The organism is Kitasatospora sp. NPDC004799, from assembly GCF_040609095.1.
Lineage (GTDB): Bacteria > Actinomycetota > Actinomycetes > Streptomycetales > Streptomycetaceae > Kitasatospora.
This window is the reverse complement of record NZ_JBEXJK010000063.1, coordinates 1-22,109: the sequence shown is the minus strand read 5'-3', so window position 1 is coordinate 22,109 and position 22,109 is coordinate 1. Positions and strand designations below refer to the sequence as shown.

15 protein-coding genes and 1 tRNA gene are annotated in these 22,109 nt (G+C 71.3%); 13 read left to right on the top strand and 3 right to left on the bottom strand.

What is annotated here, in order from left to right; genetic code table 11:
- Window positions 1-89 precede the first annotated feature (89 nt).
- The 13 genes from rplA (at window position 90) to ABZW03_RS11345 (ending at window position 18,290) form a co-directional block, all read left to right on the top strand.
- On the top strand, window positions 90-812 hold the full coding sequence (rplA, locus tag ABZW03_RS11405) for a 50S ribosomal protein L1 (RefSeq protein ID WP_207809814.1): 723 nt from the start codon (window positions 90-92) through the stop codon (window positions 810-812).
- A gap of 168 nt (window positions 813-980) precedes the next feature.
- Entirely contained in the window at window positions 981-1,760 is a 780-nt protein-coding gene (locus ABZW03_RS11400) for a hypothetical protein (RefSeq protein WP_355255060.1), read from the top strand.
- A gap of 124 nt (window positions 1,761-1,884) precedes the next feature.
- Window positions 1,885-2,763 carry a hypothetical protein gene (locus ABZW03_RS11395; protein ID WP_355255057.1) on the top strand — a complete coding sequence of 293 codons (879 nt, stop codon included), beginning with the start codon at window positions 1,885-1,887 and terminating at the stop codon, window positions 2,761-2,763.
- 89 nt (window positions 2,764-2,852) lie between these two features.
- Window positions 2,853-3,788: a hypothetical protein gene (locus ABZW03_RS11390; RefSeq protein ID WP_355255054.1), complete on the top strand. Its 936-nt coding sequence runs from the start codon at window positions 2,853-2,855 to the stop codon at window positions 3,786-3,788.
- A 145-nt stretch (window positions 3,789-3,933) separates the two neighbouring features.
- A complete protein-coding gene (locus ABZW03_RS11385; protein WP_355255051.1) occupies window positions 3,934-4,821 on the top strand; it encodes a hypothetical protein in 888 nt (295 codons plus the stop codon).
- Window positions 4,822-5,257: 436 nt separating this feature from the next.
- Entirely contained in the window at window positions 5,258-5,821 is a 564-nt protein-coding gene (gene rplJ / locus ABZW03_RS11380; protein WP_045693068.1) for a 50S ribosomal protein L10, read from the top strand.
- A gap of 88 nt (window positions 5,822-5,909) precedes the next feature.
- The gene (rplL, locus tag ABZW03_RS11375) at window positions 5,910-6,296 is read left to right on the top strand and encodes a 50S ribosomal protein L7/L12 (protein WP_355255048.1); all 387 of its coding nucleotides are present in this window, start codon (window positions 5,910-5,912) and stop codon (window positions 6,294-6,296) included.
- Between the two features lie 733 nt (window positions 6,297-7,029).
- Complete coding sequence (rpoB, locus tag ABZW03_RS11370) at window positions 7,030-10,506, top strand: DNA-directed RNA polymerase subunit beta (RefSeq protein WP_355255045.1); 3,477 nt, start codon at window positions 7,030-7,032, stop codon at window positions 10,504-10,506.
- 98 nt (window positions 10,507-10,604) lie between these two features.
- Entirely contained in the window at window positions 10,605-14,498 is a 3,894-nt protein-coding gene (locus tag ABZW03_RS11365) for a DNA-directed RNA polymerase subunit beta' (RefSeq protein WP_355255042.1), read from the top strand.
- A gap of 125 nt (window positions 14,499-14,623) precedes the next feature.
- Window positions 14,624-14,697, top strand: a tRNA-Met gene (locus ABZW03_RS11360).
- Between the two features lie 121 nt (window positions 14,698-14,818).
- A complete protein-coding gene (locus ABZW03_RS11355) occupies window positions 14,819-15,559 on the top strand; it encodes a Sir2 family NAD-dependent protein deacetylase (RefSeq protein WP_355255039.1) in 741 nt (246 codons plus the stop codon).
- Window positions 15,560-15,650: 91 nt separating this feature from the next.
- Entirely contained in the window at window positions 15,651-16,865 is a 1,215-nt protein-coding gene (locus ABZW03_RS11350; protein WP_355255036.1) for a cytochrome P450, read from the top strand.
- 108 nt (window positions 16,866-16,973) lie between these two features.
- Entirely contained in the window at window positions 16,974-18,290 is a 1,317-nt protein-coding gene (locus tag ABZW03_RS11345) for a serpin family protein (protein ID WP_355255033.1), read from the top strand.
- Between the two features lie 28 nt (window positions 18,291-18,318).
- On the opposite strand, the gene ABZW03_RS11340 is transcribed toward ABZW03_RS11345, so the two are convergent.
- From ABZW03_RS11340 to ABZW03_RS11330, 3 genes are all read right to left on the bottom strand, one after another.
- Entirely contained in the window at window positions 18,319-19,431 is a 1,113-nt protein-coding gene (locus ABZW03_RS11340) for an ADP-ribosylglycohydrolase family protein (protein WP_355255030.1), read from the bottom strand.
- A gap of 128 nt (window positions 19,432-19,559) precedes the next feature.
- On the bottom strand, window positions 19,560-20,831 hold the full coding sequence (locus ABZW03_RS11335; protein WP_355255027.1) for a DUF2786 domain-containing protein: 1,272 nt from the start codon (window positions 20,829-20,831) through the stop codon (window positions 19,560-19,562).
- Between the two features lie 112 nt (window positions 20,832-20,943).
- The coding region (locus tag ABZW03_RS11330; protein WP_355255024.1) for a transporter at window positions 20,944-22,109 on the bottom strand (1,166 nt) is incomplete at its 5' end.

Sequence of the window (22,109 nt, the reverse complement as noted above, 5' to 3'; positions counted from 1 at the left end):
TCAGGGACTGATCGGCTCCAGCCGTCCCCTGTGGTAGGGCCCGCGCAGGCCCGTGACACCACAACTCCATTCACCATTCAGGAGCAGCCATGAAGCGCAGCAAGGCCCTGAAGGCCGCGGACGCCCAGGTCGACCGCGAGCGCCTTTACGCCCCCCTCGAGGCCGTCCGCCTCGCCAAGGCGACCAGCACCACCAAGTTCGACGGCACCGTTGAGGTCGCCATGCGTCTGGGCGTCGACCCGCGCAAGGCCGACCAGATGGTCCGCAGCACCGTGATCCTCCCGCACGGCACCGGTAAGACCGCTCGGGTCCTGGTCTTCGCGACCGGCGAGCGTGCCGAGGCCGCGCGTGCTGCGGGCGCCGACATCGTCGGTGCCGACGAGCTGATCGACGAGGTCGCGAAGGGCAAGCTGGACTTCGACGCCGTCGTCGCCACCCCGGACCTCATGGGCAAGGTCGGCCGCCTCGGCCGCGTGCTCGGTCCCCGTGGTCTGATGCCGAACCCGAAGACCGGCACCGTGACCCCGGACGTCGCCAAGGCTGTCAACGACATCAAGGGCGGCAAGATCGAGTTCCGCGTCGACAAGCACTCGAACCTGCACTTCATCATCGGTAAGGCCTCCTTCACCGACGAGCAGCTGGTCGAGAACTACGCCGCCGCGCTGGACGAGGTGCTCCGCGCCAAGCCGTCCGCCGCCAAGGGCCGCTACATCAAGAAGACCGCGTTCTCGACCACCATGGGCCCCGGCATCCAGGTGGACCCGAACCGCACCCGCAACCTCCTCGTCGAGGAGGACCCGGCCGCGGTCTGAGCCCCCGTGCTCTAGAGCAGTCCGTACGACGGGCCCGTGCCCCCTTCACCGGGGGTGCGGGCCCGCCGTCGTTCCCGGGGCGGATCCGGGGATGGGAACGGCGGGCCGAACCGTCGTACGCTCTGCCGGTCAGATCTCGTGGAGAACCTGTGACCGCCGGAGTGTGCCGTGCCGCCCGCCCCTCGCCCCACCGTTCTCGCAGCGGCCGTGCTGCTGCTCGCCACCACCGGGTGCAGCCTGCTGGCCGCCCCGACCACCGGCACCCCCGGGGGCCCGGCGCCGGTGCCGCCCAAGCAGGTGGTGCTCGCGGCCGCGCAGGCGCTGGACGACGCCGGCGGCGCCCGGATCGACGTGGTCCAGGAGGGCCCGGCCGGCCGGCGCACCGCCGGCGGCTCGCTGGTCTGGGGCGCCGCGGACGAGGCCGCCCTGACCGTCACCGACGAACTGGGCAGCGGGCGGCTGACGCTGAAGGACGGCGCGCTCGACCTCGTCTACCAGGGCGGCGCGGCCAAGCACGCGGAGCGGAGCACCGCCGAGACGGTCGACCCCGCGGCGGGCCCCGACCCGGACGGCTTCGCGGGCGGCTGGACGACCGCGCTGATCACCGGTCCGGGCAGCCGGGCCTACGAGGTCGCGCAGGGCGTCAAGCTCGGCTCGCTCGGCGGCGAGCAGCTGGCCGGGGTGACCGCGGCGCACTACCAGGGTTCCGCGCCCGTGGCCGAACTGTTCGGCAAGGACGCCGAGTTGAGCCCGCAGCGGAACGCCGCCAGGCTGGACTGGTACCGCCGGCAGGGGGTGACGTCGATCGGCTACGACGTCTGGGTCGGGCCCGGCATGCGGCTGCTGCGGCTGCGCGAGACGGTCCGGGGGAGTGCGGGGACCACGGTGACCACGACCGATGTCTCCGCGCCCGGGGCGGCGGACACGGCCCCCGTCCCGGCCGGGTGACGCGGGAGGGGATATCCGGTGCGTGGGGCCTCCGGCCATCGGTTAGAGTCCGCCTGAAAAGAACATGAGAAGAGCTGACAATCGGCTTTTCCATGGTTTGAACGGATCCCACGGGGGTAGCTCCATGCGCGCTCTGCGCCTCGCCTCGGCCGCCGCGACGGTGGCCGTCCTGCTCGGTACGGCCACCGCCTGCGGCGGTGACGCCAAGAGCAGCGACGCCAAGGCCGGTGACACCAGGACCGCCGAGGCCAAGGGCGGGGAGATCAAGGCGCCCGAGGCCAAGGCCGCGGACCCGCTGGCGGCGGCGCTCGCCGGGGACCCGAAGGCCGCGCTGGCCGCGTCCGCGGTGGTGATGCAGAAGGCCGGCAACGGCAAGGTCGCCATGATCCCGTCCGACCCCGAGAACCCGGGCGGCACCGGCGACGCGGACTGGAAGGACCCGGCCAAGGCGTCCACCGACCTGCTCGGCGACATGGGCGGCAAGAAGCTCAAGATCCGGGTGGTCGGCGTGGACGCCTACCTCGGCGGCGACGAGGCCGCCGCCGCCCTCGGGGGCAAGCACTGGGTCAAGCTCTCCAGCGACGAGACGGGCGCCACCTTCCGGGCGGCGGGCCAGATGCTCAACCCGGTCCTCCTGCTCACCGTCGGGGCCCAGAGCGGAAAGCTCTCCAAGGTCGGCCAGGAGGCCGTGGACGGCGTCCAGACCGTCCACCTGCGGGCGGAGCAGGACACCGCCGTGCTGGTGGCCGGGATGACCGGCCTCCCGGAGGCCCAGCGCCCGGCCGTCCAGAAGTCGCTGGAGGAGGACGGCAAGACCCTCACCATCGACTTCTGGCTGAACGACAAGCAGGAGCTCGTCCAGTACCAGGAGTACGGCGAGAAGAACGGCACCAAGGGCGCCGTCACCGTCAAGTACTCCAACCTCGGCAAGGGCGCCCCGATCGCGGCGCCGGCCGCCGGCGACCTCGGCTCCGAGGCCGACCTGCTCAAGCTGCTCGGCTGATCCGGCGGGCCCGGCACCGGGCCCCGCCGACACGCACCGGCTACACCCCGGGCGCACCGCGCGCCCGGGGTTCCTCAAGGGGGGAAATCATGGCTGGAACCCGCAAGACCGCCGCCGTCGTCGTCCTCGCCGCCCTGGCGCTGACCGCGACCGCGTGCAACGACAACGACGACAAGAACGCCGCCCCGGCCGCGCCGACCACGGCCGCCGCCACCTCGGCCACCCCGTCGGCCGCCGCCCCGACCACGGGCGCGAAGCCGGAGAAGCTCACCCCGGCGGCCTACCTGGAGCAGGTCACCCAGAAGACCAGCGCGGCCAAGTCGGCGAAGGTCGACGAGACCATCACGGTCGGCGACATCGCCATGAAGGGCTCGGGCGCCATCGCCTGGGGCGACGGCATCCAGGGTGACCTCACCATGGACTTCTCCGGCTCCCCGCTGGGCAAGGGCATCGCGCTGCTCACCGGCAGCGAGTCCGCGCCGTACCGCTTCACCAAGGACGGGATGTACCTGCGGATCGGCGGTGACGCGCTCGAGGCCCTGGGCGGCAAGCACTGGGTGCACTACAGCGCCGCCGACCAGGCCAAGGCGTCCGGTGGCACGACCAACCAGTTCAAGGACGCCGACCCGGTCGAGGGCGTGCGGCTGCTGATCGCGACCGGCAAGGTCGACGAGGTCGGTCAGGAGACGGTGGCCGGCAAGGCCACCACGCACTACACGGGCAACCTGACCGCCGACGACATCGCCAAGGCCTCCGGCAAGGGCATGACGCAGAAGCAGCTCGACCAGGCCAAGCAGAAGCTGGCCACGGCCGGCATCACCAGCGAGCGGGTCGACGTGTGGGTCGATGCCGACCAGCTGGTGGTCAAGCGCACCGAGATGGGCGAGACCAAGGCCGGGACGTTCAAGACCTCGGTCCTCTACACGGACTACGGGACCCCGGTCGAAACCGCCGAGCCGGCCCCGTCCGACGTTGTCGAGGCGTCTGACCTGGCCAAGCTCAGCAAGGGCGGCGCCGCCGGCTGATCCCGGCCACCGGTCGGCCGGACTCGGCCGACCGGTGGATCCCGCCCCGCCCGAGGGGGGCCGCCGCCCGGTGCGCCGGGGAGGGGTGGGAAGGTGGCCGGAGCGCGGCCGTCGTCGGACGGGGCGGGCGAGAGGGGAACGGACGATGGCGGGACGGCAGCGGTTGGCGGCAGTGGCCGTCGTCGTCCTGCTGACGACCGGGCTGAGCGGCTGCGGCGGGGGTGACGGGGACGGCGGTACGGCCGCCTCGCCGTCCGGCAGCCCGACCCCGACCAGCGCCTCGCCGTCCACCGCCTCGCCGAGCGCCCAGGCCAAGCCGACCGACCGCTCGCCGCACGGGGTGCTGCTCTCCGCCCAGCTGGCCATGCAGACCGCCCGCCGGGCCAAGGTCAGCTACCGGCTCGGCCCTGACACCGGCTCCGGCCCGCTGTTCTGGCAGCCCAAGACCGCGCTCCAGATCAAGCGCACCAGCCCGGCCGAGGCCGAACAGCTGATCGTCGTGGACACCGTCGCCTACCAGGGCGGGGACGCCGCCACCGCGGCCCGGCAGGGTGGCAGGCACTGGGAGCGCTTCACCGTCCCGCCGGACGCGGACGGCCACAAGGAGATCCCGTACGCCGGGCTGATCGACCTGCTGAACCCGGTCGAGGCGCTGACCGCGGCCACCGCCGAGGGGACGGAGCCGGTCTTCGTCGGCGAGGAGAAGTTCGAGGACTCGACCGTCGAGCACTACCGGGTCACCACCACCGCCGAGAAGTACGCGGCCGCCCAGACCCAGCTGACCCAGTCCCGCCGGGACGGCCTGCGGGCCGCGCTCGCGCCCGGCGGCTCGCTCTCGCTCACCCTGGACCTCTGGCTCAACGACAAGGACCAGCTGGTCCGGCTCCAGCGCACCGGCAGCGGGGACAGCGGCCGGGCGGACGACTCGGTGCTGTACACCGACCTCGCGGGGGCGCTGCTCTCGGCGCAGGCGCCGGCCGAGACGGACACCGTGGACACCGGGGTCCGGACGGTCTCCCCGCTGGCCCGCTGAGGCGCCGATCCGCTGAGGCGCCGGCCCACTGAGCTGTCGGCCCACTGAGCTGTCGGCCCGCTGAGCCGCCGGCCCGACGGGGGCGAGCCCGGCCGGCACTGGTCCGTCCGAGGGCGATTTGCACCTCGCGAAGGGCTCCGGCTACTCTGGCCGAAGCCAAAGACCGCTGGTTGTCGCCACGCGCCCGTCAGGGAGCGGGTGGCCGAAGGATCTGCGATTCGTCGCAGGCAGCCCGCGCAGGTGTGTCTGGAGCTTCGACTTCCGGGTCCGCGTTCGCGCGGAGTGCCCGTCGAGGTCGTTTCGAGCCCCGTGCGCCTGCGCACCGGGGCTCATTGCATTTCGCAGGAGCTTTCCTTCCGTCCGGTCGGTTCGAGGCGTGAATGGTCGACTTTCGCGGTCGGCCGGACTTCGACATCACGGAAGGAGGCGTAAGCCTATGGCCAGGCCCGACAAGGCTGCTGCCGTTGCCGAGATCACGGACAAGTTCCGTGGCTCCTCCGCGGCGCTGCTGACCGAGTACCGCGGTCTCTCGGTGAAGCAGGTCAAGACCCTGCGTCGCTCGCTCGGCGACAACGCCGAGTACGCCGTGGTGAAGAACACGCTGACCAAGATCGCGGCCAATGAGGTCGGGATCACGGAGCTCGACGACCTGTTCAACGGTCCGACGGCTGTCGCCTTCGTCACCGGTGACCCGGTGGAGTCGGCGAAGGCTCTGCGTGACTTCGCCAAGGAGAACCCCGCTCTCATCATCAAGGGCGGTGTCCTTGACGGCAAGGCGCTGTCCGCCGATGAGATCAAGAAGCTCGCGGACCTCGAGTCCCGCGAGGTGCTGCTCGCCAAGCTGGCGGGTGCCCTGAAGGCCAAGCAGTCCCAGGCTGCCGCGCTCTTCCAGGCCCTGCCGTCGAAGCTCGTCCGCACTGTGGACGCGCTGCGCGACAAGGTCGAGCAGGGCGGTGCCGGTACGCCGGCTCCCGCCGCCGAGGACGCCGCCGCCGAGTAATCGGCAGGCTCACGCCTCGCTGCGGGCCCGTACGCCCGCCAACCCGTACATACGGCACCACCTGCCGATTTAGTGGAAGGACGCCATCATGGCGAAGCTGACCCAGGACGAGCTGCTCGCGCAGTTCGAGGAGCTCACCCTCATCGAGCTCGCTGCCTTCGTTAAGGCCTTCGAGGAGAAGTTCGACGTCACCGCCGCCGCCCCGGCCGCCGCCGTCGTCGTTGCCGGTGCCGCCGGTGGCGCCGAGGCCGCTGCCGAGGAGCAGGACGAGTTCGACGTCATCCTCGAGGCCGCCGGCGACAAGAAGATCCAGGTCATCAAGGAGGTGCGCACCCTGACCTCCCTCGGCCTGAAGGAGGCCAAGGACCTCGTTGACACCGCTGGTGCCAAGGTCCTGGAGAAGGTTGCCAAGGACGTTGCCGAGAAGGCCAAGGCCGCCCTCGAGGGTGCCGGCGCCAAGGTCACCGTCAAGTGACTCCTCCCCAGCCGTAGCCGGCTGGGAGGTACCTCCACGCCCCTTGCGGGCTGAGGACGCCTGAGGCCGGGCCGATCACCCTTGCGGGTGGTCGGCCCGGCCTTTTCGCGTTCCCGGGGCCCGGGGGCGGCTCCCGGGCCGTTGCGCCGACCGGCCGGTACGGACCGCCGTTGTGGCCGACGGCGCACTCGGCAGTGTCCGTCCCGAGGGGTATGGTGATCACCGTCGTCGAGGGCGGCCCGACCACGGCTTCTGTAACGCCGAGGGGGCCGGAATCGATAGACCGGTCGAGGCCCGCACCGCCGGCGGGCCCTTGACGAACCCGGCGCGGCGCGCGATTCTCAAGGCGCGAGTCCGCCCGGTTGGTCCGCTGCTGGATGCATAACCAGTGGCTCCGGCGGGAAATGACTCCACGTGAGTTAGAGCAGTACCCGGTGGGCGCCCGCGCTCGCCGGCTACCGGGAGGAGTCTCCGATTCGGTCTCCGAATCAGAGCTGGACAGCAGTGTCGCCTTTGGCTACACTGTCCCTTTGCGCTGCCTGTTAGCTGCTCCGTGACTCGTCGCCCGGAGTTTGCGTTGCCCTGAAGGGGTCTGGCACCGCCTCCGCAAAGCGGCTCTGACCTGGGGTTTCGACTCCGGCAGAGGCCAGTGGCGAGGGAGGCGGCACCAAGCCCATGCAGGCCCGGCTGGTACGCGCGTAGTGAGCTCCGAGCCCTCGGAAGGACCCCCCTCTTGGCCGCGCCGCGCAACGCCTCGAACAATTCCGCCGCATCCACCGCCCCGCTCCGCGTCTCGTTCGCGAAGATCAAGGAGCCCCTCGAGGTCCCGAACCTCCTGGCCCTGCAGACCGAGAGCTTTGACTGGCTGCTCGGCAACGCGGCCTGGAAGGCCCGGGTCGAGCAGGCGCTGGAGAGTGGTCAGGACGTCCCCACCAAGTCCGGTCTGGAGGAGATCTTCGAGGAGATCTCCCCGATCGAGGACTTCAGTGGGTCGATGTCGCTGACCTTCCGCGACCACCGTTTCGAGCCGCCGAAGAACTCCATTGACGAGTGCAAGGACCGCGACTTCACGTTCGCGGCCCCGCTCTTCGTCACGGCCGAGTTCACCAACAATGAGACCGGTGAGATCAAGTCTCAGACGGTCTTCATGGGCGACTTCCCGCTCATGACCCACAAGGGCACGTTCGTGATCAACGGCACCGAGCGTGTCGTCGTGTCGCAGCTGGTCCGCTCCCCGGGTGTGTACTTCGACTCCACCCTGGACAAGGTGTCCGACAAGGACATCTACTCCTGCAAGGTCATCCCCTCGCGTGGTGCCTGGCTGGAGATGGAGATCGACAAGCGCGACATGGTCGGCGTCCGCATCGACCGCAAGCGCAAGCAGTCCGTCACCGTGCTGCTCAAGGCGCTCGGCTGGACCAACGAGATGATTCTCGAGGAGTTCGGCGAGTACGAGTCGATGCGCGCCACCCTGGAGAAGGACCACACCCAGGGCCAGGACGACGCGCTGCTGGACATCTACCGCAAGCTGCGCCCGGGCGAGCCGCCCACGCGCGAGGCCGCGCAGACGCTTCTGGAGAACCTCTACTTCAACCCGAAGCGCTACGACCTCGCGAAGGTCGGCCGTTACAAGGTCAACCGCAAGCTGGGCAACGCCGAGTCGCTGGACTCCGGCGTGCTCACCGAGCCCGACATCATCGGTGCGATCAAGTACCTGGTGAAGCTGCACGCGGGCGAGACCGAGTGGCGTGACGACGAGGGCCGCGACATCGTGGTCGAGGTCGACGACATCGACCACTTCGGCAACCGCCGCCTGCGCAACGTCGGCGAGCTCATCCAGAACCAGGTCCGTACGGGTCTCGCCCGTATGGAGCGCGTCGTGCGCGAGCGCATGACCACCCAGGACGTCGAGGCGATCACGCCGCAGACCCTGATCAACATCCGGCCGGTCGTCGCCTCCATCAAGGAGTTCTTCGGCACCAGCCAGCTGTCGCAGTTCATGGACCAGACGAACCCGCTGTCGGGCCTGACCCACAAGCGCCGTCTGTCCGCGCTGGGCCCCGGTGGTCTGTCCCGTGAGCGGGCCGGCTTCGAGGTCCGTGACGTGCACCCCTCGCACTACGGCCGCATGTGTCCGATCGAGACCCCCGAAGGCCCGAACATCGGTCTGATCGGCTCGCTGGCCTCGTACGGCCGGGTCAACGCGTTCGGCTTCATCGAGACGCCGTACCGCAAGGTCGTCGACGGTGTGGTCACCGAGCAGGTCGACTACCTGACCGCCGACGAGGAGGACCGCTACGTCATCGCCCAGGCGAACGCGCCGCTGACCGCGGACCTGCACTTCGCCGAGCCGCGCGTCCTGGTCCGCCGCCGTGGCGGCGAGATCGACTACATCCCGGGCACCGAGATCGACTACATGGACGTCTCGCCGCGCCAGATGGTGTCGGTCGCGACCGCCATGATCCCGTTCCTCGAGCACGACGACGCCAACCGCGCGCTCATGGGCTCGAACATGATGCGCCAGGCGGTGCCGCTGCTGAAGAGCGAGGCTCCGCTGGTCGGTACCGGCATGGAGTACCGCTGCGCCGTCGACGCCGCGGACGTCATCACCGCCGAGAAGGCCGGTGTCGTCCAGGAGGTCTCGGCCGACTACGTCACCGTGGCGAACGACGACGGCACGTACACCACGTACCGCGCCGCCAAGTTCACCCGCTCCAACCAGGGCACCTCCTTCAACCAGAAGGTGCTCGTGGACGAGGGCGCCCGGGTCGAGTCCGGCCAGGTGCTGGCCGACGGCCCGTGCACCGACGAGGGCGAGATGGCCCTCGGCAAGAACCTGCTCGTGGCGTTCATGTCGTGGGAGGGTCACAACTACGAGGACGCGATCATCCTGTCGCAGCGCCTCGTCCAGGACGACGTCCTCTCCTCGATCCACATCGAGGAGCACGAGGTCGACGCCCGTGACACCAAGCTCGGCCCCGAGGAGATCACCCGGGACATCCCGAACGTCTCCGAGGAGGTCCTGGCCGACCTCGACGAGCGCGGCATCATCCGCATCGGCGCGGACGTCGTCACCGGCGACATCCTGGTCGGCAAGGTCACCCCGAAGGGTGAGACCGAGCTGACCCCCGAGGAGCGCCTGCTCCGCGCGATCTTCGGCGAGAAGGCCCGTGAGGTCCGCGACACCTCGCTGAAGGTCCCGCACGGTGAGTCCGGCAAGGTCATCGGCGTGCGCGTGTTCGACCGCGAGGAGGGCGACGAGCTTCCCCCGGGTGTCAACCAGCTGGTCCGCGTCTACGTGGCCCAGAAGCGCAAGATCACCAACGGTGACAAGCTCGCCGGCCGTCACGGCAACAAGGGCGTCATCTCCAAGATCCTGCCGGTCGAGGACATGCCGTTCCTGGAGGACGGCACCCCGGTCGACATCATCCTCAACCCGCTGGGTGTCCCGTCCCGAATGAACCCGGGACAGGTCCTGGAGATCCACCTCGGCTGGCTCGCCCAGCAGGGCTGGGACGTCTCCGGCCTCGCCGACGAGTGGGCCCAGCGCCTGCAGGCGATCGGCGCGGACAAGGTCGAGGGCGGCACCAACCTGGCCACCCCGGTCTTCGACGGCGCCCGCGAGGACGAGATCACCGGCCTGCTGGACAACACCACCCTCACCCGTGACGGTGAGCGCCTGGTGAACTCCACCGGCAAGGCCCGGCTGTTCGACGGCCGCTCCGGCGAGCCGTTCCCGATGCCGATCTCGGTCGGCTACATGTACATCCTCAAGCTGCACCACCTGGTCGACGACAAGCTGCACGCCCGTTCGACCGGTCCGTACTCGATGATCACCCAGCAGCCGCTCGGTGGTAAGGCGCAGTTCGGTGGTCAGCGCTTCGGTGAGATGGAGGTGTGGGCCCTCGAGGCGTACGGCGCGGCCTACGCGCTCCAGGAGCTGCTCACCATCAAGTCCGACGACGTCCTCGGCCGAGTCAAGGTCTACGAGGCCATCGTCAAGGGCGAGAACATCCCCGAGCCCGGCATTCCCGAGTCCTTCAAGGTCCTCATCAAGGAAATGCAGTCGCTCTGCCTCAACGTGGAGGTGCTGTCCTCGGACGGCCAGTCCATCGAGATGCGGGACTCCGACGAGGACGTGTTCCGCGCCGCCGAGGAGCTCGGCATCGACCTGTCCCGGCGCGAGCCGAGCAGCGTCGAAGAGGTCTGACGGAGGTTGGGCCGGCCGCAGCAGCGGCCGGCCCGCCCCCAGGCCCCCCTCAGACCACATGAACGACTCTCGACTTACGAAAGAGGGCTTGACGACCAGTGCTTGACGTCAACTTCTTCGACGAGCTCCGCATCGGCCTGGCCACCGCCGACGACATCCGCCAGTGGTCCCACGGCGAGGTCAAGAAGCCGGAGACCATCAACTACCGCACCCTGAAGCCGGAAAAGGACGGGCTCTTCTGCGAGAAGATCTTCGGCCCCACCCGGGACTGGGAGTGCTACTGCGGTAAGTACAAGCGCGTCCGCTTCAAGGGCATCATCTGCGAGCGCTGCGGCGTCGAGGTGACCCGCGCCAAGGTGCGCCGCGAGCGGATGGGCCACATCGAGCTGGCCGCCCCGGTCACCCACATCTGGTACTTCAAGGGTGTGCCGTCCCGCCTCGGCTACCTGCTCGACCTGGCGCCGAAGGACCTCGAGAAGGTCATCTACTTCGCCGCCTACATGATCACCTGGGTCGACGACGAGCGCCGCCAGCGCGACCTCCCGTCCCTGGAGGCGCACGTCTCGGTCGAGCGCCAGCAGATCGAGAACCGCCGCGACTCCGACCTCGAGGCCCGCGCCAAGAAGGCCGAGACCGACCTGGCCGAGCTGGAGGCCGAGGGCGCCAAGGCCGACGTGCGCCGCAAGGTGCGCGAGGGCGCCGAGCGCGAGATGAAGCAGCTGCGCGACCGCGCGCAGCGCGAGCTGGACCGTCTGGACGAGGTCTGGGCCCGCTTCAAGAACCTCAAGGTCCAGGACCTCGAGGGCGACGAGCTGCTCTACCGCGAGCTGCGCGACCGCTTCGGCACCTACTTCTCCGGCTCGATGGGCGCGGCGGCCCTCAAGGACCGCCTGGAGACCTTCGACCTGGCGGAGGAGTCCGAGCGCCTGCGCGAGATCATCCGCACCGGCAAGGGCCAGAAGAAGACCCGTGCGCTCAAGCGCCTCAAGGTCGTCTCCGCGTTCCTGCAGACCACCAACAAGCCCAACGGCATGGTGCTGGACTGCGTCCCGGTCATCCCGCCGGACCTGCGTCCGATGGTGCAGCTGGACGGTGGCCGCTTCGCGACCTCCGACCTGAACGACCTGTACCGCCGCGTCATCAACCGCAACAACCGCCTGAAGCGCCTGCTCGACCTCGGTGCCCCCGAGATCATCGTGAACAACGAGAAGCGCATGCTCCAGGAGGCCGTCGACGCGCTGTTCGACAACGGCCGCCGCGGCCGTCCGGTCACCGGCCCGGGCAACCGCCCGCTGAAGTCCCTCAGCGACATGCTGAAGGGCAAGCAGGGTCGTTTCCGTCAGAACCTGCTCGGCAAGCGCGTCGACTACTCGGCCCGTTCGGTCATCGTCGTCGGCCCGCAGCTCAAGCTGCACCAGTGCGGTCTGCCGAAGGCCATGGCGCTGGAGCTCTTCAAGCCGTTCGTGATGAAGCGCCTGGTCGACCTGAACCACGCGCAGAACATCAAGTCGGCCAAGCGCATGGTCGAGCGCGCCCGTCCGGTCGTGTGGGACGTGCTCGAAGAGGTCATCGCCGAGCACCCGGTCCTGCTGAACCGTGCGCCCACCCTGCACCGCCTCGGCATCCAGGCCTTCGAGCCGCAGCTGGTCGAGGGCAAGGCCATCCAGATCCACCCGCTCGTCTGCACCGCGTTCAACGCGGACTTCGACGGTGACCAGATGGCCGTCCACCTGCCGCTCTCCGCGGAGGCGCAGGCCGAGGCCCGCATCCTGATGCTGTCCTCGAACAACATCCTGAAGCCGGCCGACGGTCGCCCCGTCACCATGCCGACCCAGGACATGGTGCTCGGTCTGTTCTTCCTGACCTCGGACCGCGAGAACGTGAAGGGCGCCGGCCGCACCTTCTCGTCGACCGCCGAGGCGATCATGGCCTTCGACGCCCGCGACCTGGACGTCCAGGCCCCGATCGAGCTGCGCCTGCCGGCCGGCACCGTCCCGCCGCGCGGCTGGACCGCCCCGGTGGACGAGGACGGCCAGTCGACCTGGTTCGACGGCGAGCCGTTCCGCCTGACCACCACCCTGGGCCGCGCGCTCTTCAACGAGCTGCTGCCCGAGGACTACCCGTTCGTCGACTACGAGGTGGGCAAGAAGCAGCTCTCCGCGATCGTCAACGACCTGGCGGAGCGCTACCCCAAGGTCACCGTCGCGGCGACCCTGGACAACCTGAAGGCGGCCGGCTTCCACTGGTCGACCCGCTCGGGTGTCACCGTCTCGATCTCGGACGTCATCGTCCCGCCGAGCAAGCCCCAGATCCTGGAGGGCTTCGAGGCCAAGGCGGAGAAGGTCCAGAAGCAGTACGAGCGCGGTCTGATCACCAACGACGAGCGCAAGCAGGAACTCGTCGGCATCTGGACCCAGGCGACCAACGAGGTCGCGGACGCCATGGCCGCGAACTTCCCGAAGACGAACCCCATCTTCATGATGGTCGACTCGGGTGCTCGTGGAAACATGATGCAGATGCGCCAGATCGCCGGTATGCGTGGTCTGGTGTCGAACGCCAAGAACGAGACCATCCCGCGACCCATCAAGGCGTCGTTCCGTGAGGGTCTGTCCGTGCTGGAGTACTTCATCTCCACCCACGGTGCCCGTAAGGGTCTGGCCGACACCGCCCTCCGTACCGCCGACTCCGGTTACCTCACCCGTCGTCTGGTCGACGTCTCCCAGGACGTCATCATCCGCGAGGAGGACTGCGGCACCGAGCGCGGCCTGAAGCTGGCGATCGGCTCCGTGGGTGCGGACGGCGTGCTGCGCAAGGCCGACGACGTCGAGACCAGCGTCTACGCCCGCATGCTGGCCGAGGACATCACGGTGGACGGCAAGCTGCTGGCCACCGCGAACACCGACCTCGGCGACGTCCTGATCGACGAGCTGATCCGCCACGGCATCAGCGAGGTCAAGACCCGCTCGATCCTGACCTGTGAGTCGGCCGTCGGCACCTGTGCCATGTGCTACGGGCGCTCGCTGGCCACCGGCAAGCTGGTCGACATCGGTGAGGCGGTCGGCATCATCGCCGCCCAGTCCATCGGTGAGCCCGGTACCCAGCTGACCATGCGTACCTTCCACACCGGTGGTGTGGCCGGTGACGACATCACCCAGGGTCTGCCGCGTGTCGTCGAGCTCTTCGAGGCCCGTACCCCCAAGGGTGTGGCCCCGATCTCGGAGGCGCAGGGCCGGGTCCGCATCGAGGACACCGAGAAGACCCGCAAGCTGGTCGTCACGCCGGACGACGGCACCGACGAGATCGCCTACCCGGTCTCGAAGCGTGTGAAGCTGCTGGTCAGCGAGGGCGAGGCGGTCGAGGTCGGCCAGAAGCTGACCATGGGTGCCACCAACCCGCACGACGTCCTGCGCATCATGGGCCAGCGTGCCGTCCAGGTCCACCTGGTCGCCGAGGTCCAGAAGGTCTACAACTCGCAGGGTGTGTCGATCCACGACAAGCACATCGAGATCATCATCCGGCAGATGCTCCGCCGCGTGACGATCATCGAGTCGGGCGACGCCGAGCTGCTGCCCGGCGAGCTGGTCGAGCGCGGCCGCTTCGAGCAGGAGAACCGCCGCGTCGTCGCCGAGGGCGGTCACCCCGCCTCCGGCCGTCCGCAGCTGATGGGTATCACCAAGGCCTCGCTGGCCACCGAGTCCTGGCTGTCGGCCGCCTCCTTCCAGGAGACGACCCGGGTCCTCACCGACGCGGCGATCCACGCCAAGTCGGACCCGCTGCTGGGCCTCAAGGAGAACGTCATCCTCGGTAAGCTCATCCCGGCCGGTACGGGTCTGCCCCGCTACCGCAACATCCGGGTCGAGCCGACCGAGGAGGCCAAGGCCGCGATGTACTCGGCCGTCGGCTACGACGACTACGACCTGTCGCCCTTCGGCGCCGGCTCCGGCCAGGCGGTCCCGCTGGACGACTACGACTACGGCCCGTACACCGGCTGAGTCGCGTAGCACCGACCGCAGGGCGGTCACCCCTCCGGGGGTGGCCGCCCTGCGGCGTTCCGCGGGGGGCGCCGGGGAACCGGTTAGGAGATCCGGCCGAAGTCGCGTAGAGTCGGGTTCACCGACGCGGGGTGGAGCAGCTCGGTAGCTCGCTGGGCTCATAACCCAGAGGTCGCAGGTTCAAATCCTGTCCCCGCTACTCAGACGAAGGGCCCGGAGGCAATCAGCCTCCGGGCCCTTCGGCGTTCCGCTGCCCGCTCGGCCCGCGCGGTCGGATTTTCGGTGGCCGCGGGCAGGCCGCCGGCCGTACCGTCCGGGGTATGAACGCGAAGCGCCCCCTGATCGCCGTGCTCACCGGCGCGGGCATCTCGACGGACTCCGGCATCCCCGACTACCGCGGCCCGCAGGGGCTGTGGCAGAAGGACCCGTCGGCGGAGCAGCTGGTCACCATCGGGCCGTACCGGAACGATCCGGAGGTCCGGCGGCGGGCCTGGCGGATGCGGCTGGAGACGGGCGCGCTCGCCCCCGTGCCGAACGCCGGGCACCGGGCGCTGGTCGACCTGGAGCGCTCCGGGCTGCCGCTGCGGGTGCTCACCCAGAACATCGACGGGCTGCACCAGGAGTCCGGGCTGTCCGCCCGCAAGGTGCTCGAACTGCACGGCAACACCCGGGAGACGCAGTGCCTGCGCTGCCGGGTGGTCGGGACGATGGCGGACGCGCTGGCGCGGATCGAGGCGGGCGAGCCGGACCCGGCGTGCCGGGAGTGCGGGGGGATCCTCAAGCCCCGCATCGTGATGTTCGGCGAGAACCTGGACCCGGAGGTGCTCGGGCAGGCCGACGCGATCGTCCGGGCCTGCGACGTCTTCATCGCCGTCGGCACCAGCCTCCAGGTGTTCCCGGTGGCGGCGCTGCCGTTCAACGCGGTGAAGGCCGGGGCGGAGCTGATCATCGTGAACGGCGAGCCGACGCCGTACGACGAGGCCGCGGCCGAGGTGATCCGGGAGCCGATCTCGCAGGCGCTGCCGAAGCTGGTGCGGCGACTGGTGCTGGAGCGGGCCTGAGCAGGGCCGGAAGGGCCGTGTTCGTGGACGCACCGCGTGCGTACGATGATCCTTCCGGCTTCCCCCCTCCCTGGCCTGGAGTGATCGATCGATGACGACGACGGCGAAGTTCGACCCCTGGTCGGCGGCGTTCGTGGCCCACCCGTACGACGCGTACGCCGAGCTGCGCGAGCACGCGCCGGTGACGTACTTCGAGCCGACGAACCAGTGGCTGGTCTCGCGCCACGAGGACGTCAGCGCGCTGCTGCGGGACCGGCGGCTGGGCCGCACCTACACCCACCGCTTCAGTCACGCGGAGTTCGGCCGCTCGGAGCCCGATTCGGCGCACGAGCCCTTCCACACCCTGAACGACCACGGGCTGCTGGACCTCGAAGGGCCGGACCACACCCGGCTGCGCCGGTTGGTCTCCAAGGCCTTCACCCCGCGCATGGTCGAGGGCCTGCGCCCCACCGTGCGGCGGCTGGCCGGCGAGCTGGTCGACGAGCTGCTCGCGGCCGGCGGCGGGGACCTGATCGCCACCGTCGCCGAGCCGCTGCCGGTCGCCGTGATCGCCGAGATGCTCGGGGTGCCGGAGGGCGACCGGCACCTGCTGCGGCCGTGGTCCTCCGACATCACCGGGATGTTCGAGCTCAACCCGACCGAGGAGGCCGCCCGCCGGGCCGTCACCGCGAGCGTCGAGTTCTCCGACTACCTGCGCGCCCTGATCCGCGAGCGCCGGGCGAACCCGGGGACGGACCTGATCAGCGCGCTGATCCAGGCCCAGGAGGGCTCCGACGCGCTCAGCGAGCAGGAGATGATCTCCACCTGCGTGCTGCTGCTCAACGCCGGCCACGAGGCGACCGTCAACACCACCGGCAACGGCTGGTGGGCGCTGTTCCGCAACCCCGGCGAGCTCGCCCGGTTGCGCGGCTCGGTGGACGAGCTGCTGCCCACCGCCGTCGAGGAGCTGATGCGCTGGGACACCCCGCTGCAGATGTTCGAGCGCTGGGTGCTGGAGGACATCGAGGTCGGCGGCGTCACCATCCCGCGCGGCGCCGAGATCGCCCTGCTCTTCGGCTCCGCCAACCGCGACCCCGAGCGCTTCGCCGACCCGGACCGCCTCGACCTCGGCCGCACCGACAACCCGCACATCACCTTCGGCGCCGGAATCCACTTCTGCCTCGGCGCCCCCCTTGCCAGACTGGAGCTCACCGAGTCCTACGGCACCCTGCTGCGCCGGGCCCCGGGCCTGCGGCTGGTCCGCGAGCCCGAGTGGAACCCGGGCTACGTGATCCGCGGACTCAAGGAACTGCTGGTCGAGGCGTAACAGAGGGGGAGAGGGCCGTGGGCAAGGCGACGGGGGCGCTCTGGGACTGAGTCGGGGTGGGGCGGCGGGTGGGCGGAACCGGGGGGTGGGGTGGTGCGTCGAAGGGCCATGACGAACCGCAGCACCGCAACCCGTCGTACCGTCCGCCGGCCGGGGGCGCTCCTGCTCGCAGCCGCGCTCGCCGCGCCGCTGCTCGCCGGGTGCGGCAGCGGCGGGGCCGCCGCCGGCACGGAGTTGAAGGCCCCCACGCCGGCCACGCGGCCCGCGGTCGATCCGGCCCAGGTGGCCGCCACCGCGAAGGCCACCGACTCCTTCGGGCTGGACCTCCTGCACGCCCTCACCGCGAGGCCGGAGGACGCCGGGCGCAACCTGGTGGTCTCCCCGAACGGCCTGGCCACCGTGCTCGCCATGCTGCTGCCCGGCGCCCGCGGCGCGACCGCCGAGGAGCTGACCAAGGCCCTGCACACCGACCTTGACCCGAAGCGGTACGCCCTCGCCACCGGCGCGCTGAACCGCCCGGTGCCGACCGCCGACGGGCTCACCCTGCGGCAGAGCGACGAGGTCTGGGCGCAGCAGGGCCTGGCCGTCTCACCGGACTACCTGGCCGCCATCGCCGCCGCCTTCGGCGCCGGCGTGCACACCACCGACTTCGGCAAGGACCCGGAAGGCTCCCGCAAGGCCGTCAACGCGGCCGTGGAGAAGGCCACCGAGGGCCGGATCAAGGACCTCTTCGCGCCGAACGCGATCAGCGCGTCCACCCGGATGGTCCTCACCGACGCGCTCTACCTCAAGGCGAAGTGGGCCACCGCGTTCAAGCCCGCGCACACCGCCGACCGCCCGTTCCACAAGCTCGACGGCTCGACCCCGTCCGTCCCGCTGATGAGCCGGACCGGCGAGTTCAGGTACGCCGAGGGCTCCGGCGGGATCGTCGGCGAACCCTGGCAGGCCGTCGAACTCCCTTACGCGGGCGGCACCGTGGTGATGGACCTGATCGTCCCCGCGCAGGGCGGCTTCGAGGCCTTCGCCAAGGGGTTGGACCAGCCCCAGCTCGACCGGATCCTCGGCGCCCTCGCCGAGCAGCCCGTCGACCTCCAGCTGCCGCGCTTCCACTTCGACACGTCCAACGAGCTCACGTCGGCGCTGCGCTCGCTCGGCGTCCGCACGGTCTTCGACGGCGCGGACCTCAGCGGCATCACGAAGGAGCCGCTCGCGGTCAGCACCGTGGTGCAGAAGGCCACCATCGAGGTCGACGAGGAGGGCACGGTCGCGGCGGCCGGCAGCGGTGTCGGGATGGCCGCGGCGGCGCCCGCCCCGCAGCAGCAGGCCCAGCTGCACATCGACCGACCGTTCCTGTTCCTGATCCGGGACACCTCGGGCGGGCGGCCGCTGTTCCTCGGGCAGGTCACCGACCCGCAGGCCCGGTAGCGCGGGCCACCGGGCCCACCGGCCTGGCCTACCAGGCCGGGTAGCGCCCGCCGAGCCCCGGGTGCAGCGGGTCGCGGCTGCCGAACAGCACCAGCAGGTCGTCCGCGACCTGCCGCAGCTCCGTCCGGCCCTCGACCGCCCCGGCCCAGTCGGCGGGCAGCGCCGCGGCGCCGTACGCGGCCCCGACCAGGTTGCCGCAGACCGCGCCGGTCGAGTCGCTGTCCCCGGAGTGGTTCACCGACAGCAGCAGCGCGGTGCGCACCGGGTCGGGGTCCAGGGTGGCGGCCAGCAGCGAGTACACCGCGACGGCCAGGCACTCCTCGGCGACCCAGCCGAGCCCGACCCGCTCCACCGTCTCGGCCGCCGGCTCGGCCTCCTGGGCCAGCCGCACCGCCCGGGCCAGCGCCTGGACGGTCTCCTTGGAGCTGGGCAGCTCGCGGATCTGCTCCACCGTCTCGCCGACCGCCGCCCAGGGCTCGGTGCCGTCCGCGAGCCGCTCGACCAGCGCCGCGAAGGCCCCCGCCGCGAGGTAGCCGGTCGGGTGGCCGTGGGTGAGCTGGGCGCACTGCACCGCCAGCCCGAAGGACTGCTCGACGCCCAGCCGGGCCAGCCCGAACGGCGCCGAGCGCATCACCGTGCCGCAGCCCTTGGAGCCCGGGTTGATCGGCCCGGTCAGCCCGATCGCGGACGGCGCCTCGAACACCGGGTGCTCGGACACCCCGCTCAGACAGGCGTTGCCCGGCGCCCGCCGCGCGTACAGGAAGGGCCGGCTCAGCAGCCAGCCGTCGTACGGGCGGGGCTGCGGTCCGGCGTCCGGCGCGCCCTGGTACTGGGTCCGCAGCCAGCGCCGGTAGGCGCCGTGGACGGCCTCCGGCACCGAGCCGCCGCCGCCCGTCCAGCCGCGGACGAAGCCGCGGATCAGGCCCTCGGCGGTGAACAGCGTCATCTGGGTGTCGTCGGTCACCTCGACCGGCCCGGGCCCGGTCGGCAGCGTGGTCACGCCCTGCGGCCCGTACCGGTCCTGGATCTGGTGGAGCTGCTGGAACTCCACCGGCCAGCCCAGCGCATCGCCGATCGCTCCGCCGAGCAGCGCTCCGCGCACCCGGTCCCGGTATCCCGACTCCGCCGCCGGTTCCGTCACGTCGAGTCCCCCTTCGTTCGTGGCGGACTACGTTCTATCAGGTCCCCCGGGGAGCGGGGCGGCTCTTGTGGATCTTGCGCGGGTCGGGCGGGGCAGGGCGGGGCAGGTGGGGAGCGGGTCGGGCCGCCCTACCGGCGGATCGCCCCGGCCCGCCCGTGCAGCGCGGCCCGGTCGGCGGCGGCGCGTCCGGCCGCCCAGCCCACGCCGTCGCTGACCCGCACCCGCTGCGAGACCAGCTTCGGGAACAGCCGGCCGACCTCCTCGTCCACCGCCTCGGAGCGGGCGGCGAGCGCGGGCAGCAGCCGCCCGTCCGGCAGCAGCTGCTCCTCGGTGCCGTCCTCGCGCAGGTGCCGCCCGGCCGCGGCGGCGCTGGTGGCGCGCTCGGTCGCGGCGGTCAGCCGCTCCCGGATCCGCGCCGCGTACGCGACCAGGAAGGACTGCCGGAACGCCTTGCTGCGCGAGTCCTTGCGGGAGCCCGCCTTGTTGAGCGCGTGGGTGGCCTGCACCAGCAGCGAGGTGTAGAGCAGCTCGACGCCGTCCAGGTCGCCGTCGAAGCCGACCACGGTGCAGAAGCCGAACTCCTTCGCCCACACCACCCGGCACCGGTTGGCCGCCGCGACCGCGTCCAGCAGCATCGTCTTGGGGCCCTCGTACGGGTTGTCCACCCCGATCCGCAGCGCCGCCGGGGTGTCGCGGTCGGCGCCGGCCGCGGCCAGCAGCGCGTCGTCGATGCTGTGCTGGGCCATCAGCTGCTGGGCCTTGGCGGTCAGCGCCTCGGCCTCCTCCGGGTACTCGGTGGACTCGGCCTTGGCCAGCAGCGCCCGGATCCGCGCCAGCATCCGCGGCTCGCCGGTCACCGGCGCCGAGCGCTGCGGCCGCACGGCCTGCCCGGGGGCGGGCCCCACCGGGGCGATCGGCGGCAGCCGGCCCCAGGTGCGCAGCAGCTCCAGGGCGGCGGTGGCGAGCGCGAAGCGGTCCAGCCGGTGCCGGTGGGCGAAGGCGCCGAGGTACTCCTCGTCGCCGGACCACCACACCTCGGCCTCCAGCTCGCGCAGCTGCTCCCGCCAGCGCCGGTCCAGGGCGGCCGCGGGGTGGCGGCGGCCCTCGGCGGCGATCAGGTCCACCGCGAGGGCCAGGTGGACGGGCTTCAGCTCGCGCCGCACCACCCGGACCAGGTCGGCCGGCCGCCATCCGGCGGACCAGCAGCGACCGACGGCGGTGTCCGCGTACCCGAGCAGGGCCCGGCCGACCTCCGGCCACTGCCCGGCCGAGGCGGCCAGCAGCGAGGCCCCGGTGTCCAGGGCGAGGTCCAGTGCGTCCTCGGTGGCCGTCAGCACCGACCGCACCGCCTGCTCCAGCAGCGGCCCGGCGGTCCCGGCCTGCTGCGCGCGCTCGCCCACGGTGTGTCCCTGCTCTCCTCGACGGTCCGGCCTCCTGCCCATGATGCCGGAGCGGCGGCGCGGACCGGCCGGGGGAGCGGAGCGGCCCCACCCGGCGGCCCACCCGGCGGGCTCAGCGCTCGATGGCCTTGGCCAGGATCTCCGGGGTGCGCTCCAGCAGCCGGTCCGCCGCCAGCCGCACGCCCAGCGCCGCGACCAGGGCGCCGTACAGCGGCCCGATCAGCAGCACCGGCCAGCTCGGCCCGTCCGAGAGCAGCGCCCAGACGAGGTAGCCGCCGACCGGCAGTGCCAGCAGCGTGACGCCGAGCATCGAGCCGAACTGGTTGAGCAGGATCAGCCCGCCCTGCCCCGGGGCGGCGTTGCGCATCGGGTTGCTGTCGGCCGGCATGGTGTACGGCGCCAGCACGCTGAACAGCGAGCCCAGCGCGATCCCGCAGCCGAGCAGCGTCAGCGCCAGGCCGAGCGCGGACGGCAGCTCGCTCCACCGCCCGGTGACGGCCGCCAGCACCAGCCCGAGCACCACCGTCACCGGGACGGCGTACGACAGCACCGCGTACGCCCGGCCGCGCAGCTCGGACCGGGCGTCGGCCGGGGTGCGCAGGGTGGCGGCGACCATCCAGAACGCCGAGCCGTCCATGCCGAACAGGTTGAGCATCTGCAGCCCGAGGAACACCCCGGTCATCGCCAGCAGGTAGACGCTCGCCCAGCCCTGGACCATCGACAGCACGCAGATCACCAGCGTCATCCCGATGCTGGTGAACAGCGCCGCCTTGGCCCGCGGCTCGCGCCAGGCGTACCGCAGGTGCCGCTGCATCACCGCGCCGGTCCGGCCCTGGGGCAGGAAGCCCCAGCCGCGCGAGTTCTGCACCCCGCGGGCCACCTCCAGGGTGGAGGAGTCGGCGGTCACCATCAGCTCCTGCAGGCTCCGCCGCCACCAGCGCAGCAGCAGCGCCAGCAGCACCGCGGCGGCGGCGAGCTGGAGCAGCGCCAGGCCGTACCGGCCCTCGCCGGCCGTGCGCGGCGCGTCGGCCGCGCTGATCGGCGGGATCCAGCGCAGCACCGAGGCGATCGGCTCCAGCGGGGTGAGGTCGATCGGCCCGCCCCGGCGGCCGAGGATGCTCTGCGAGCCGACGTTGGCGACCTGGACCAGCAGCGCGAAGGCCAGCCCGCCGAAGATCGCGAAGTCCTTGCCGCGCCGGCTGGAGAGCATCCGGGCGTTGCCCGCCGCGACCGCCCGGGAGAGCGTGACCAGGCAGAGCACCGCGAGCGGCACGGCGG